The sequence below is a fragment of the Methylophaga sp. F7 genome (assembly GCF_056863975.1).
In genome coordinates this window covers 2,581,394-2,597,985 of the sequence record NZ_CM166511.1, presented here as the reverse complement: position 1 = coordinate 2,597,985, position 16,592 = coordinate 2,581,394, and the positions used below count along the sequence as shown (strand labels likewise).

Here is a 16,592-nt window from a genome sequence, read left to right as displayed (position 1 = left end):
ATTATATGTGATGGGGGCTGCGTTATTTTGTTCCAATCGCCAGGATGCTTGTACATCCTGCTTTTATCCTGCTAACCTTCGGGCAACTTGATTTTTTTGACTAAGAGAAAATGACCAATATCTACGACGCTTCGGCAATTGAGGTTCTAACGGGATTGGATCCGGTCAGAAAACGACCCGGCATGTATACCGATACCACAAGGCCGAATCACCTGGCTCAGGAAGTCATTGATAACAGTGTCGATGAAGCCATTGCCGGTCACGCAACAAATATTGAAGTCATCCTGCATCCCGATAACTCGCTTGAAGTCATTGATGATGGACGGGGGATGCCGGTGGATATCCACCCTGAAGAAGGTGTGCCTGGGGTTGAGGTAATTCTGACCCGGCTGCATGCCGGGGGTAAATTTTCCAATAAAAATTATCGTTTCTCAGGTGGTTTGCATGGCGTCGGTGTCTCTGTCGTCAATGCCTTATCCAAACGACTGGAAGTGAATATCCGTCGTGATGGCATCAGCTACAGCATTGCTTTTGAAAATGGTCTGTTAGTTGAGCCTTTAACTGAAACCGGGACAGTCGGCAAAAAAAATACCGGTACCAGCGTCAGGTTCTGGCCAGATACCAGTTTCTTTGATGCACCAAAGTTTCTGGTCTCGCGTCTGCGCCATGTTTTGCGAGCCAAAGCGGTATTATGCCCCGGTTTAGTGGTTACCTTTGAAGATTTAAGTGGTGCCGAAAAACAAAATGATCGCTGGTGTTATGAAGATGGCCTGAACAGTTATCTCGCCAATGCGATGACCGATGTGCCCTGCGTCCCAGCCAAACCGTTTGTTGGCCATTTTGCCGATGAAGATCAGGAAGTCGACTGGGCCCTGATGTGGCAGCTTGAACCGGCAGAGGTGATTGCAGAAAGTTACGTCAATCTTATCCCGACCGCACAGGGGGGACGCATGTAAACGGATTACGCTCAGGTCTGCTCGATGCTTTGCGTGAGTTTTGCGAGTTTCGCAGCCTGTTGCCACGCGGCGTAAAACTATCGGCCGAAGATATCTGGGAACGCTGCAGTTACGTATTATCAGTCAAATTGCAGGATCCCCAGTTTTCCGGCCAGACGAAAGAACGTCTGTCTTCCAGGCAATGTGCCGGGTTTGTTGCCGGTGCAGTAAAAGATTCGTTCAGCTTATGGCTCAACCATCATATTGAAGATGGTGAAAAAATAGCCGAGCTGGCCATTAACAATGCCCAATCACGTTTAAAACAGGCAAAAAAAGTTGTACGTAAACGGGTGCAATCCGGTCCGGCACTTCCCGGTAAACTGGCGGACTGTACTTCTCAGGATCCATCTCGCACTGAACTGTTTCTGGTGGAAGGGGATTCTGCTGGTGGCAGTGCCAAACAGGGCCGAGACCGTGTATTTCAGGCTATCATGCCGTTACGCGGTAAGATTCTGAATACCTGGGAAGTCGAAGCCTCACAGGTGTTGGCTTCACAGGAAGTTCATGACATCGCTGTTGCAGTAGGTGTTGATCCTGGTTCGGATGATCTTACCGGACTGCGTTACGGCAAAATCTGTATTCTTGCCGATGCTGACTCGGATGGTGCGCATATCGCCACATTGTTATGTGCGTTATTTGTCCGACATTTCCGGCCACTGGTCGAAGCCGGACATATCTGTGTGGCGATGCCACCGCTGTATCGGATTGATGTCGGCAAACAGGTGTTTTACGCACTGGATGATGAAGAGCGACAAATCATTCTGGACCGTATCGAACGAGATAAAATTAAAGGCAAAGTCAGTACCCAGCGTTTTAAAGGTCTGGGCGAGATGAATCCTTTGCAATTACGTGAAACTACCATGGCTCCCGATACACGCCGGCTGATTCGACTCACCATTGACGCCGATGATGATACGTTTATGACGCTTGATAAACTGCTGGCCAAGAAACGTGCTGGTGATCGAAAAGTCTGGCTGGAACAGCATGGCGATTTAGCTGATGGTTTAATCTGAACTGAGAATTTTGAATGAGCACTATAGTTGACGATCTGGAACAGCAACCGCTTCGGGATTTTACCGAAAAGGCCTATCTGGGATATTCCATGTACGTCATTCTGGATCGTGCCTTGCCGCATCTGGCTGATGGTCTTAAACCGGTCCAGCGACGCATTGTTTATGCGATGTCCGAGTTAGGCCTCAGTGCTGTATCCAAACATAAAAAATCCGCTCGTACCGTCGGTGACGTATTAGGTAAGTATCATCCGCATGGTGATTCGGCCTGTTATGAAGCCATGGTGCTAATGGCTCAGCCATTCTCCTATCGTTATACCCTGATTGACGGTCAGGGTAACTGGGGCTCAATGGATGATCCCAAATCGTTTGCTGCCATGCGTTATACCGAAGCACGTCTGGCACCTTACGCCCAAACATTATTAACTGAGCTGGGGCAGGGCACGGTCGAATGGATGCCCAATTTTGATGGCACCATGGATGAGCCACAGCTGTTGCCTGCACGACTCCCTAATGTATTGTTGAATGGGGCCACCGGTATTGCCGTGGGCATGGCAACCGATATCCTGCCGCACAACCTGCGGGAAGTGGTAAATGCCTGCCTGTTACTGCTCAAATCACCGAAAAGTACGCTGGATGATCTGTTAACTGAAATTCAGGGACCGGATTTCCCCACCGGCGGTGAAATCGTCTCGCCTCAAGTTGAAATCCGTCGCATCTACGAGACTGGTCATGGTTCGATTCGCCAGCGTGCTGCTTATAAAGTCGAAGACAACGAAGTTGTGATTCATGCGCTGCCATATCAGACTTCCGGTGCCAAAGTGCTGGAGCAGATCGCCGCACAGATGAATAACAAAAAGCTGCCAATGGTTGCGGATTTACGCGATGAATCTGATCACGAACAGGCAGTGCGTCTGGTGATTGTGCCGCGTTCCAATCGGGTGGATATTGAAAGTCTGATGTCGCATCTGTTTGCCACTACTGATCTGGAACGCAGCTACCGCGTCAATATGAACATGATCGGCCTTGATGGTCGGCCGCAGGTGAAAAACCTGCTGCAGATGCTCAGCGAATGGTTAACCTACCGGATCCAAACGGTACGCCGCCGCTTGCAGTATCGTCTGGATAAAGTGCTGGATCGCATGCATGTGCTGGAAGGCCTGCTGGTTGCTTATCTGAATATAGATGAAGTCATTGCCATTATCCGTTATGAGGATGATCCCAAAGCCGAGTTAATGGCCCGATTCAGTCTTAGTGATCGCCAGGCCGAATCGATTCTCGAATTGCGTTTACGTCATTTGGCCAAACTGGAAGAAATGAAGCTCAAAGGCGAAATGGATGAGCTCAGCAAGGAACGTAAATCTCTGGAATTATTACTGAGTTCGGAAACCCGTTTGAAATCGTTGATCCGCAAGGAACTGACAGCTGATGCCGAAAAATATGGTGATGACCGTCGTAGCGAAATCAAACAGCGTGATGCGGCCAAAGCACTCAGCGAAACCGAGTTATTACCCACAGAACCCCTGACAATTGTGTTATCGGCCAGTGGCTGGGTGCGGGCGGCTAAAGGCCATGATGTGGATCCGGGATCATTAAATTACCGAACCGGCGATCGCTACCTGGCATCGGTAAAAACCCGAAGTAACCAGCAGGTCGTGTTCCTGGATGAAAGTGGCCGTAGTTATTCACTGGCGGCGCATACCTTGCCATCAGCAAGAGGCCAGGGAGAACCGCTCAGTGGTCGATTGCAATCCGCGCCGGAAGTACGCTTTATTGCGGTGATTGCGGCTGAGAATGATCAGATGGTGTTGTTATCCAATACTGCTGGTTATGGTTTTGTCACTCGCTTTGATAACTTACTGGCTAAAAACAAAGCCGGTAAAGCTTTATTCAATCTGCCGGAAAAAGCGGCGTTATTACCACCATTGGTGGTCGATACAAAAATGCCGCAACAACTGGCGGTTGCTGCGGGCGATGGTCGGTTATTAGTCTTCCCAATCAGTGAAGTGCCAGAACTCAATAAAGGCAAAGGCGTCCGTTTGATCAATATTCCGCAGGCACGTTTCACCAGTGGTCAGGAATGGTTGCAATCGGTCACGCTGGTTCCGGAAAATCACAGTCTGACGCTGCACGCCGGACGTCGTCATCTCACGCTGAAAACCGCTGATTTGCAACACTATGCCGGAGAGCGCGGTAAACGCGGACATAAGCTACCCAGAGGATTGCAAAAAGTCAGTTCCGTTGAAGTAGCCGAGTAAAAAGCTCGGTTACTTGGTATCCTATTAGGCTGAATTCACAATGCCTGATAGAGATGCTGGATATACCTTCTGATCATTTTTCCGTTACCGCTGTATTGCTGAAAAAAGTCAGTCAACACCGCTGGGCCAGACATTCCTGGTCTTTGCTGGGTGTCATTCCTGGTCTCAGCGAAACACAATTGTCCAATGCGCAGACCGAAGGTGAGCTGCATTATTATCCCGATCTGCATCTGCGTTTATTTCGGCATTATTGTGATAGCTATTATCAAAATCTGATGTCAGAACAGGCCAAGATTTATTTTATCGGCCGCTTGGAAAATGATCTGTTCACCCCGGTTTTACTAACCGTGGATTTCGATGAAGCCGCTTCCTATATGGAAGCTGGCGATCACGTGATGGAAGCAGCTTTGCCAGATGAATTATGTGTCTGGCTGGAACGCTTTCTGATCTATCACTATGCACCGGAAGCTCCCAAAAAGCGCCGTCGTGAACGGTGGAAAGATAATGATGGAGGCGCTCGATGAAAGAAAAATCGGCATCCGAAAATTTTTTATCGCGCTGGTCCCGCCGTAAACAGCAAACCAATATTGAAGAAGAAACGGCAACTGAAAAATCAGCGCCTACCGAAAAAAAACGGACAGATGAACCTGCACCAGCCAAAGAGTCAGCTGATTTGCCCCTTTGGCAACGTGAGAATGTTGATCCGGAAACCAAAAAACAGGCATTACGCGATTTATTTCGTAAACCGGGCTTTAATCAGACTGATGGGCTTGAAGAATACGAAAATGACTATAACTATCATGCTTTTGCTGGATTGGGTTCTGTAGTAACCCATGAAATGAAACGGATGCTGGAACGTCAGCTGGCGCCAGATGAAACAGCTGAACAGCCAGCAGCGGCTGATCCTGCAGAAGATTCTGAACAGAATAACGACACAAAACCGCGAAATAATCGCGACGAGGAGGATAACCCCATTGCATAACGTGGTTTTGGAAGCAGGCCGAATTGAAATTCATCCGGTGCAATTGATTGAGTTTGAATCCCGTGGTCGTTTACTGATTATTGGCAGTGCCGAGGCTGTTTCTGCCGTGGCAGCACATTGTCAGCCATTAACTATCAGTGCATGTGTGACCGACTCATCAACTGTTACAAGCGATGATGTGACCTTGCTAGCAGGTGAACTGGATAGCTTAACCGGCTGGCTGGGTGAATTTGATGCCGTAATTGCAGGGCAAACATTACGCTTTGATTTGGTATTGGATTTAACTGATTCGCCAATTCTCAAACAAAAAGTTTCGCCTTTAGGTTATTTCGCCCCCGGTGAAAATCAACAAGCTCTGGCCGAAGCCATACAGCAATTGCCCGATCTGATTGGTATTTTTGATAAACCGCGGTATTTCCAATACAAACCGAATATCTGTGCCCATTCGCGCCGTGGTATTCAAGGCTGTAATCAATGTCTTGAAGCCTGTCCCGCTGAAGCAATAAGCCATGCCGGTGACGAAGTTCGGGTAGATCCCAATTTATGCCAGGGCTGTGGCAGCTGTGTGGCCGTTTGCCCATCCGGTGCAATGAATTATGCGTTGCCATCGCTGGACGTTAGCCTTGAACGGTTACGTTCAATGATGCAGCAATATGACGAACTGGAAACCCAGCCACCGCATATTCTGATTCATGATGAATCCAATGCTCAAACCTTGTTGGAAATGCGCGGTCATGAACTCACTGACAATGTGATTACCTTCTCGATTGAAGAAATTGGCGCATTGAGTATGCCATTCTGGCTGGCGGCGATGGCCTATGGCGCTGCTGGTGTCACGGTTTGGGATGCGCTGACCCATAGTGATCATGATTGGCAGGAATTGCAGCAGCAAATAACCTTAACCAACGAATTATTGAACGGCATGGGCTATTCAACCGCCATTCACTGGCATCAAGGCAATGATTTTACGGCCTTAAAATCCCACATCCAGCAGTTACCCAAAACAGAGGCTGCCACTCCAAGCCGCTTTGCCGGTATGGATAACAAGCGGCGGGTCAGTACCATGGCTTTGTCGCATCTGTATGAAAATGCCCCCTCACCTCAGGCAGAAATCAAACTGGAAAAACCGGCTCCCTTTGGGGAGATTCTGGTCGATAAACAAGCCTGTACATTATGTATGTCTTGCGTATCGGTCTGCCCGGTTGGGGCGTTGGTTGATGGCGTCGATAAACCGCAACTCAATTTTATTGAAGATTTATGTGTGCAATGCGGTATTTGTGAAACGGCCTGCCCTGAAAATGCCATCAGTCTGGCACCACGTTATTTGTATCAACGGGATCAGGCACGGCAAAAGCGTATTTTGCATGAAGAGGCGATTTTTCATTGCATCAGTTGTGCAAAACCGTTTGCCACTCAGAAAATGATCGACACGATTACCGCAAAATTAAAAGATCATCATATGTTTCAGGGCGCGGCGCTGGAACAGCTGAAGATGTGTGAGGATTGTCGTGTCAAAGCCATGTTCAAAAAAGGTTAACAAACGTGGAAGAAATTGAAGAAACTCAGTGGCGCGCCCAAACCTATGCGCTTTTAGCCAATTTGCTGGCAACGCCACCAGAGCAGGACTTGCTTGATAATATCAGCCGTTTGCAAGTCACTGAACCGGAAAGTCCTCTTGGTCAGGGCTGGCAGGCTTTGATCGATGCGGCAGCACACAACAGTGCTGAACAAATCGCCGATGAATATCAATTATTGTTTATCGGACTGGCTCAGGGAGAGGTGATTCCATACGGTTCTTATTACCAAAGCGGTTTTTTAAATGAAAAACCCCTGGCAAGATTACGTGTTGATCTCGGAAAACTGGGGCTGGAGCGGCAAGAGGATAAAGCTGAACCCGAAGATCATATCGCCGGTGAGTGTGATGTGATGCGACTTATCCTGTCAGCCAATGGCATCCCGGTCATTGACGATAAAGCCTTTTTTAATGCGCATTTACGCCCCTGGGCAGCCAAGTTCTTTACGGATTTGGCCAAGGCAAAAAGTGCTGTTTTTTATACAGCCGTCGCATTATTGGGCAAACATTTCATAGAAGCGGAACTTCAACGACTCGAACAATGACAGATAGTTTGAATTTGCAGGCGAATCTCCTTGAACAGTAACCTCGTCTGCGCGATAATTAGGGCTCAATTTGTTGTCAACGTTGACAACCCCTTGCGTGTCACTGCACTGAATTTCATTCGGAGAAATCCATGACTGCAAAGCCATCAAATAGCCGCAGAGAATTTCTGCACAAATTGACCGCCACAATTGGTGGCACGGCAACGTTGGCTTTAACAGCAAATACGTTGCAAGCTGCTCCGCAAAAAATTGTACAAACTCCCGCCGAACCCGCTCCTGCTGCAAAAGGTTATCAACATACTGAGCATGTTGAAACTTACTACCAGCGTGCTGACTTTTAAAAGACTGACGTTATGAAACTGACTAAACGTGATCCGGCAGCCATTATCAGTGGTATCTCTGGCGTAAATCGTAGAACCTTTCTGAAAGGTTCAGGTATCGCGGCAGGTGGCGCAGCCTTTATGAGTTTGCTGCCTAATGCAATGATTCAGAAAGCCGAGGCAGCTGAAGGGCGGCAACCTGCATACGATGAAGGTGAAATCACCCGGGTTCGCAGTGTTTGCAGTCATTGCAGTGTAGGCTGCGGTGTCACCGCTGAAGTACAAAATGGCGTGTGGATTGGTCAGGAACCCAGCTTTGATCATCCTTTCAACCTTGGCTCGCATTGTGCCAAAGGTGCTTCGGTTCGTGAACATGGTCATGGTGACAAACGACTCAAATATCCAATGAAAAAAGTCGATGGCAAATGGCAGCGTGTGTCATGGGAACAAGCCATTGATGAAATCGGCACCCAGATGCTGAACATTCGCGAAACATCTGGTCCGGACTCAGTTTACTGGCTGGGGTCAGCAAAATTCAGCAATGAACAGGCTTATCTGTTCCGCAAATTTGCCGCGTTCTGGGGCACCAATAACGTTGATCATCAGGCGCGGATCTGTCATTCCACCACAGTTGCCGGTGTTGCAAACACCTGGGGCTACGGGGCAATGACTAATTCCTATAACGATATTCATAATTCCAAAGCAATTTTTATTATCGGTGCTAACCCGGCCGAGGCACACCCTGTTTCATTACAGCATATTTTCCGCGGTAAAGAGCGTGGTGCACCGGTTATCGTGGTTGATCCGCGTTTCAGTCGTACTGCTGCCCACGCCGATCAATTTATTCGTATTCGTAGTGGTTCGGATATTCCGTTTGTCTGGGGCATGCTCTGGCATATTTTTGAAAATGGCTGGGAAGATAAAACGTTTATCGAACAGCGTGTTTACGGAATGGACGAAATCCGTAAGGAAGTGGCTAACTGGCCACCTGCTGAAGTTGAAAAGGTTTCCGGAGCCAAAGAAGCCGATGTTTATCAGGCGGCTAAAACCATGGCCGAACATCGTCCCGGCACTGTCATCTGGTGCATGGGCATAACCCAGCATACCGTTGGTAACAGCAATACCCGTGCTTTATGTATCCTGCAACTGGCGCTCGGTAATATGGGTGTTTCCGGTGGTGGGACCAATATTTTCCGTGGTCATGATAACGTTCAGGGTGCCACTGATTTTGGTGTGGTTTCTAATAGTCTTCCGGGTTATTACGGACTGGCTGAAGGTGCCTGGCAGCATTGGGCTCGTGTCTGGGATGTTGAGCTGGACTGGCTGAAACAAAAATTTGATCAGAGTAAATACGAAGAAATCGATGGCACGGCAGTGTCACCAATGTATACCAACGGTATAACAGTCTCTCGCTGGATCGATGGGGTGTTGGAAAACAAAGATAACATCGATCAGAATGATGCCATTAAAGCCATGGTGTTATGGGGACACGCACCCAACAGTCAGACGCGTGGCCCTGAAATGAAAAAAGCCATGGAAAAACTGGATCTGCTGGTAGTGGTTGATCCGTATCCTACTGTTTCAGCGGTAATGAACGATCGTACCGACGGTGTATACCTGTTACCGGCTGCAACACAGTTTGAAACTTATGGTTCATTGACGTCATCAAACCGCTCAGTGCAATGGCGTTTCCAGATTATCAAACCGCTGTTTGAGTCTTTGCCTGATCATACGATCATGTATAAATTCGCCAAAAAATTCGGTTTTGAAAAAGAGCTTTGTAATCAGATTACCGTGAATGGTGAAGAGCCATTAATTGAAGATATCACCCGTGAATACAACAGAGGCATGTGGGCAGTTGGGTACACCGGTCAATCACCAGAACGTCTCAAACTGCAATCGGAAAACCTGCATACCTTCAATACCACCACTTTGAAAGCTGAAGGCGGACCCTGTGATGGTGAGATTTATGGTCTTCCATGGCCATGCTGGGGACCACCGGAAATGAAACATCCTGGCAGCCATATTCTGTATGACAACTCGACACCGGTAGCAGAGGGTGGTGGTCCATTCCGTGCCCGCTTTGGTGTGGAACGTGATGGCGTTAATCTGTTATCCGAAGAAGGTTCCAGTACTGTGGGCGCTGAGCTTACCGATGGTTACCCTGAATTTACCGATGCGATGCTCAAAGAGCTGGGCTGGTGGGATGACCTGACCGCTGAGGAAAAAGCTGAAGCTGAGGGTAGAAACTGGAAAACTGATTTATCCGGTGGTATTCAGCGTGTAGCGATCAAACATGGCTGTGCACCCTATGGAAATGCCAAAGCGCGTGCCATCGTCTGGCAGTTCCCGGATCCAGTACCGATTCACCGCGAACCGCTTTATACAACACGTCGTGATTTGGTAGAGAAATATCCTACTTACGAAGATCGCCGCAGCTTCTATCGTCTGCCGACTCGCTATGGATCAATTCAAGCGACGGATTTTAGCAAAGACTTCCCATTGATTATGACCAGTGGTCGTTTGGTTGAATACGAAGGTGGTGGTGAAGAAACCCGCTCCAATCCATGGCTGGCTGAATTGCAGCAGGATATGTTTATTGAAATCAACCCGGTTGATGCGAACAATGCAGGTATCAGAAATGGTGAACAGGTTTGGGTCGATGGACCTGAAGGTGGCTCCATTAAAGTAATGGCCATGGTGACTGAACGTGTTGAACGGGGCGTTGTGTTTATGCCGTTCCACTTTGGTGGTCATTATCAGGGCAAGGATTTGATTGATAACTATCCTGAAGGCACTGTGCCACATGTTCGAGGTGAATCGTGTAACACCGTATTCACGTATGGTTATGACTCCGTAACGGCAATGCAGGAAACCAAAGTTTCTCTCTGTCGTGTCCGTGCTGCCTAATTAAGGGGATTGCTAAATGGCTCGAATGAAGTTTTTGTGTGATGCCGAGCGTTGTATTGAATGCAATGCCTGTGTCACTGCCTGTAAAAATGAACATGAAGTACCCTGGGGAATTAATCGTCGTCGTGTCGTCACCATTGATGATGGTATTCCAGGTGAAAAATCTATCTCAGTCGCCTGCATGCATTGTACCGATGCACCTTGTCAGGCGGTCTGTCCGGTTGATTGTTTCTACACCACCGATGATGGGGTGGTATTGCATGACAAAGATATCTGCATCGGCTGTGGTTACTGCTTTTATGCCTGCCCGTTTGGCGCGCCGCAATATCCACAGGAAGGTGCCTTTGGTGCACGTGGCAAAATGGACAAATGTACTTTTTGTGCTGGTGGTCCTGAAGAAGATAATTCGGCTGAAGAAGTTGAAAAATATGGGCGTAATCGTTTAGCCGAAGGTAAATTACCATTGTGTGCTGAGATGTGTTCGACCAAAGCATTGATTGCTGGTGATGGTGATATCGTCGCTGATCTGTTCCGCAGCCGCGTTGTTCGTCGTGGTGGCCGTCCGGATAACTGGGGTTGGGCAACAGCCTACAAGGATTAATCATGAGACTGCTTGTTTTAATGCTTGGCGCCTTACTACTGACCGCTTGTTATGAAGATACTGACGTAACCATGCATCAAGCTGGCGTGTATAAAGGTAGTGAGGACAATCATGCTCTATCAGCAGAAGAACGCGCAGAAATATTGAAGCAGCGTTTCAACAGCGTACAAACGGATCGCTAACGGAGAAGGCATGTCTGCAACTGCTGCTATGAATAATCGTAAAAAAACATCGCTCTGGGCGATGTTGATCATTGTGCTGGCAATCCTGATATTGCCGTTAACCGGTTATCTGTATGTCAGTATGACGGACCAACCGGCAGCAGATGAGCAGACCAACCCTCGTTCTGATACCTGGCGACAAGTGCGTGAAAATCAAGAAGGTTATAGCGCTGTTAAAGGTCAGGAAACCAATGAACTGATCCAGGGAGCAGGTCAAAACTGGCGTCAGCTGCGCAATGGTCCGATTGCGACCTATGGTGCATGGTTGCTCAGTGGTGTGCTGGTTATTCTTGCTGCATTTTATTTGTGGCGAGGCGAGATCAAATTAACCCATCCGCGTACCGGTAAAACGGTACAGCGCTGGACGTTGAACGAACGTCGACTGCATTGGACAACAGCCACCTTATTTATCTTGCTGGCCATTACTGGGCTCAGCCTTTTGTATGGGCGTTTTGCCTTAATTCCATTACTGGGGTATCCGGGCTTTTCAGCCTACGCTACTGCAGCCAAATGGATACATAACGTACTTGGACCGGTGTTCATGGTGGCGTTATTTATTATTCTCATCAAATGGTTCAAAAATAATCTGTTTACCAAAGTTGATATTGAATGGTTTAAAGCCTTTGGCGGCATGGTAGGGGATAAACATCCTTCTGCAGGCAAGTTCAATGGTGGTGAAAAAGCCTGGTTCTGGACGTTGGCCACAGCCGGTGTGGCATTGTGTTTCTCAGGCCTGGTTTTGGATTTCCCCAATTTTGGACAGGAACGTGAAGTCATCATTGGCGCGCATCTGATCCATATCCTGACCGCGATGTTACTGATGGCATTTTCACTGGGCCATATCTATATCGGTACCCTCGGAACCGAAGGTGCTCTGGAAGGCATGACCACCGGTCATGTTGATGTTGCCTGGGCCGAACAGCATCACGACCTTTGGCTAAAAGAAGTCGAGGAACAACAGCAAAATACGCCTCAGTAATTTGCGCAAATCAGATACCTGTTATCAGCCAACTCGCAAAAACGGGTTGGCTGTTGTTTTTTTGATGCCTTAGAAAAAAATTTTCATGATCCATATTGGATCATTTTTCCTTTATGTAATGCACGAGAAACGTGCCGGCTCAGGCAATGTGCATTTATTTAGTGCATTTTTGAACTCTCGCAAAAGCTCCCCATCTTATCTTTAAACAAAAGCTTGATTTCGCTTTGATTTTTGCTCGTCATCAGGCTTCACATCGGCCGTTAGCCATGATAGTTTTGACTGGATTTTTATTATAAAAAGCCAAAGCAGGCTACGAAGTGAGAGAGGCAGTTCATGACCGAGCAAACCATCAATGCTCAAGCAATTGGAAAAAAGACCAAGCGATCACGTATTACCAGTAAAGGTAGACAGATTGAGCCGAAAGCACTGGCAGAAGTGCGTGAATTACTCGGTAATGCATCCAGACAAAAAGATTTACTGATAGAGCATCTACATAAAATCCAGGATTTCTACAAACATATCTCAGCAGCACATTTAGTCGCGCTGGCGTATGAAATGAAACTGTCTCGCGCTGAAGTCTATGAGGTTGCCACTTTTTACCATCATTTTGATGTGATTAAAGAAGGTGATGCTGTTCCAGCCGATTTAACCGTTCGCGTCTGTGACTCAATGAGTTGTGAAATGGCCGGAGCTGAAGACCTGATTGGTTCTCTTGAAACCGCCATGGGCGAAAAAGTCCGTGTTCAGCGGGTTCCCTGTATTGGTCGCTGTGATAAAGCACCGGTTGCAGTTGTAGGTATGCATCCTGTCGAATTCGCTGATGTTCAAAAAGTCGACAATCTGGTCGAACAAGGTATCACCGAACCGGAAACCCTTGCACCGATTTTGTTTGAGCAATACGTAGCTAACGGTGGTTATTCTATTTATCAACAATGTATGGCCGGCCAGCATAATGTCGATAAAGTGCTCGACATGATGGATGACTCAGGACTACGTGGCCTGGGCGGCGCGGGGTTCCCGGTGGGACGGAAATGGCGAATTGTTCGTGATCAACCTGCCCCAAGATTAATGGCCGTCAATATCGATGAAGGCGAGCCGGGTACATTTAAAGACAAATATTATCTGGATCGCGATCCCCACTGTTTTCTGGAAGGTATGCTGATTGCTGCCTGGGCCGTAGATATCAATGAAATTTATATTTATCTGCGTGATGAATATGCCGCCATCCGTGTGATGCTGGAACAGGAGCTTGCTAAATTGCGCTCCCACCCTCCGGTAACCAATCTGCCGACGATTCATTTGCGTCGTGGTGCCGGTGCCTATATTTGTGGCGAAGAGTCGGCGATGATTGAGTCCATTGAAGGTAAACGTGGCATGCCACGCTTGCGACCACCATTTGTTGCTCAAGTGGGTTTATTCGGACGGCCGACTCTCGAACATAATATGGAATCGCTCTATTGGGTTCGCGATATTCTTGAAAAAGGCCCAGAGTGTTTTACCGATCATGGACGTCACGGCCGTAAAGGTCTGCGTTCATTTTCCGTTAGTGGCCGTGTCAATAATCCGGGAGTGCATCTGGCACCTGCAGGTATCACCATGCGTGAACTGATTGATGAATATTGTGGCGGCATGCTCGAAGGGCATAAGTTTTATGGCTATTTCCCCGGCGGTGCATCAGGCGGGATTTTGCCCGCGTCGTTAGGTGATGTGCCATTGGATTTCGACACCTTGCATGAATATGGCAGTTTTATCGGCTCGGCTGCAGTGATTGTTTTTTCCGATAAAGACAGAGCACGCGATTTGGCTGTTAATGCTATGCGTTTCTTTGAGGATGAGTCCTGTGGCCAATGTACGCCATGTCGTGTCGGTACCGCCAAAGCGGTTACCTTAATGAAACAATCTAAATGGGACGAACCATTGCTCGAAGAGTTGTCTCAAGTAATGGTAGATGCGTCGATTTGTGGTCTGGGGCAGGCTGCTCCAAATCCGCTGCGTAGCGTCGTCAAGTATTTCCCTGAGGAGTTGAAATAATGGCCACTCAATTACAAGATAGCGTTGAAATGGTCGAATTTACGCTTAACGGCCAGAAAATCAGTGCCCGTGCCGATGAAACTATTTTAAAAATTGCCGAGCGCGAAGGCATTGAAATCCCGCATTTATGTTATTCCGAACGTGAAGGGCAGGATGGAAACTGCCGCTCATGCATGGTGGAAGTTGAAGGTGAGCGTGTTTTAGCACCTTCATGCTGCCGTTATCCCGGCAATGATATGAAAGTGCAGACCAATAGCGAACGTGCTTTGCATTCGCAAAAAATGGTACTGGAACTGCTCAAATCTGATGTTTCCGAAAAGCCGCATACCCTGCATTCCGAACTCGATTACTGGGCAGGTAAACTTAAAATTAGTACGCCAAGATTTCAGCCTCGCAAACAAGTTGCTCCGGATCTTTCGCATCCCGGTATTGCCGTCAATATGGATGCCTGTATCCAATGTACCCGTTGTGTTCGTGCCTGTCGTGATGAACAGAATAACGATGTAATTGGTCTGGCAATGCGCGGCAGCCACACCGAAATTGTCTTTGATCTTGACGACCCGATGGGTGAAAGCACCTGCGTCGCCTGTGGCGAATGTGTGCAGGCTTGCCCAACCGGTGCATTGATGCCTGCCAATGAAGTGGGCATGGTGGAACCGGACCGTCAGGTTGAATCGGTTTGTCCTTATTGTGGCGTGGGTTGTCAGCTTACCTACAATATTAAAGACGATAAAATTCTCTACGTTGAAGGCCGTGATGGCCCGGCGAACCATGGTCGTTTGTGTGTGAAAGGCCGTTATGGGTTTGATTATGTTCATCATCCACATCGCCTGACCAAACCGCTTATCCGCCGTGAAGGTGCACCGAAAAACGGTGAATTTACGATGGAACCCAACGATATCGACAAAATCTTCCGTGAAGCCACCTGGGAAGAGGCATTGGATATGGCCGCTCAGGGGTTTTTGAAGATCCGCGATCAAAAAGGCCCCAATGCATTAGCCGGTTTTGGCAGTGCCAAAGGCAGCAACGAAGAAGCTTATCTGTTCCAGAAACTGGTTCGGACCGGCTTTAAAACCAACAATGTCGATCACTGTACGCGTCTTTGCCATGCCTCATCGGTTGTGGCCTTGCTTGAATGTCTCGGCTCAGGTGCCGTATCCAACCCGGTTGCAGACGTCGATAAAGCAGATGTAATTGTATTGATCGGTGCAAATCCGACAGTGAATCATCCGGTCGGTGCGACGTGGATGAAAAATGCGTTGCGTTCCGGCACCAAATTGATTCTGCTGGATCCACGTACTACTGAACTTTCTCGTGAAGCTACGCATCATCTGGCCTTTAAGCCAGGCAGTGACGTGCCAATGCTCAATGCCATCATGCATGTCATTGTCGAAGAGAATCTGGTCGATCAAAGCTTTGTTGCCGAGCGTACGCAAGGCTTCGAAGATATGAAAAAACACCTGCAGAAATATACGCCGGAATTGATGGAACCGATTTGTGGCATTCCTGCACAAACCTTAAGAGAAGTCGCGCGGCTCTATGCTAAAGCTGATGCGGCGATGATTCTGTGGGGCATGGGTGTTTCGCAACATGTTCATGGTACTGATAATGCCCGTTGCCTGATTTCACTGGCATTAATGACGGGTCAGATTGGCCGTCCGGGTACCGGTCTGCATCCACTGCGTGGACAGAATAATGTTCAGGGTGCATCAGATATGGGGCTTATCCCAATGCGTCTACCGGATTATTACAAAGTAACGGATGATGATGCCCGGCATAATCTTGAACAGTTATGGGGCTCGGAGATTGATTCAAAACCGGGGCTCACCGTTGTAGAAATCATGGATGCCATTCATGCCGGTAATTTGAACGGCCTGTATATCATGGGGGAAAACCCTGCGATGTCGGATCCGGATGCCAATCATGCCCGTGAGGCTTTGTCTGAGCTCGATATTCTGGTGGTACAGGATATCTTCCTGACCGAAACCGCCTATCTGGCAGATGTTATTTTGCCTGCATCAGGCTTCCCGGAAAAACCGGTACCTTTACCAATACGGATCGATTGGTACAAATGGGACGTAAAGCGATTCCAATGCCGGGAGATGCCCGTCAGGATTTATGGATCATTCAGCAGATTGCCCAGAGAATGGGGCTGGATTGGCATTAT

Annotated in this window: 11 protein-coding genes and 2 pseudogenes; all 13 read left to right on the top strand. The window is 48.1% G+C overall.

Annotation, left to right across the window (positions count from 1 at the left end):
• Positions 1-110 precede the first annotated feature (110 nt).
• Positions 111-2,008: pseudogene (parE, locus tag AC08OG_RS13050) on the top strand (DNA topoisomerase IV subunit B).
• Positions 2,009-2,022: 14 nt separating this feature from the next.
• Positions 2,023-4,263 (top strand): DNA topoisomerase IV subunit A, encoded by a 2,241-nt coding sequence (parC, locus tag AC08OG_RS13045; RefSeq protein ID WP_482929708.1) that lies wholly within the window; start codon positions 2,023-2,025, stop codon positions 4,261-4,263.
• 53 nt (positions 4,264-4,316) lie between these two features.
• Positions 4,317-4,787: a DUF3305 domain-containing protein gene (locus AC08OG_RS13040; RefSeq protein WP_292400438.1), complete on the top strand. Its 471-nt coding sequence runs from the start codon at positions 4,317-4,319 to the stop codon at positions 4,785-4,787.
• Positions 4,784-5,245, top strand: a complete 462-nt coding sequence (locus AC08OG_RS13035) for a DUF3306 domain-containing protein (protein ID WP_482929707.1) — start codon at positions 4,784-4,786, stop codon at positions 5,243-5,245. The genes AC08OG_RS13040 and AC08OG_RS13035 overlap by 4 nt, the downstream gene beginning before the upstream one ends.
• 1 nt (position 5,246) lies before the next feature.
• The gene (locus AC08OG_RS13030; protein WP_482930555.1) at positions 5,247-6,782 is read left to right on the top strand and encodes a 4Fe-4S binding protein; all 1,536 of its coding nucleotides are present in this window, start codon (positions 5,247-5,249) and stop codon (positions 6,780-6,782) included.
• A gap of 5 nt (positions 6,783-6,787) precedes the next feature.
• Positions 6,788-7,363, top strand: coding sequence for a TorD/DmsD family molecular chaperone (locus AC08OG_RS13025; RefSeq protein ID WP_482929706.1), 576 nt, complete (start codon positions 6,788-6,790; stop codon positions 7,361-7,363).
• Positions 7,364-7,494: 131 nt separating this feature from the next.
• Positions 7,495-7,704: a Tat pathway signal protein gene (locus AC08OG_RS13020; RefSeq protein WP_292353479.1), complete on the top strand. Its 210-nt coding sequence runs from the start codon at positions 7,495-7,497 to the stop codon at positions 7,702-7,704.
• 12 nt (positions 7,705-7,716) lie between these two features.
• The gene (locus AC08OG_RS13015) at positions 7,717-10,593 is read left to right on the top strand and encodes a formate dehydrogenase subunit alpha (RefSeq protein ID WP_292353480.1); all 2,877 of its coding nucleotides are present in this window, start codon (positions 7,717-7,719) and stop codon (positions 10,591-10,593) included.
• A 16-nt stretch (positions 10,594-10,609) separates the two neighbouring features.
• Positions 10,610-11,194 (top strand): formate dehydrogenase FDH3 subunit beta, encoded by a 585-nt coding sequence (gene fdh3B / locus AC08OG_RS13010; protein WP_292353481.1) that lies wholly within the window; start codon positions 10,610-10,612, stop codon positions 11,192-11,194.
• Between the two features lie 2 nt (positions 11,195-11,196).
• Positions 11,197-11,376: a hypothetical protein gene (locus AC08OG_RS13005; protein WP_439504071.1), complete on the top strand. Its 180-nt coding sequence runs from the start codon at positions 11,197-11,199 to the stop codon at positions 11,374-11,376.
• A 10-nt stretch (positions 11,377-11,386) separates the two neighbouring features.
• The gene (locus tag AC08OG_RS13000) at positions 11,387-12,394 is read left to right on the top strand and encodes a formate dehydrogenase subunit gamma (RefSeq protein ID WP_292400423.1); all 1,008 of its coding nucleotides are present in this window, start codon (positions 11,387-11,389) and stop codon (positions 12,392-12,394) included.
• Between the two features lie 333 nt (positions 12,395-12,727).
• Positions 12,728-14,425, top strand: a complete 1,698-nt coding sequence (locus tag AC08OG_RS12995; RefSeq protein WP_292353484.1) for an NAD(P)H-dependent oxidoreductase subunit E — start codon at positions 12,728-12,730, stop codon at positions 14,423-14,425.
• A pseudogene (locus AC08OG_RS12990) lies at positions 14,425-16,508 on the top strand (molybdopterin-dependent oxidoreductase); the annotation flags it as partial. The gene AC08OG_RS12995 and the pseudogene AC08OG_RS12990, both read left to right, overlap by 1 nt.
• Between the last annotated feature and the right edge of the window lie 84 nt (positions 16,509-16,592).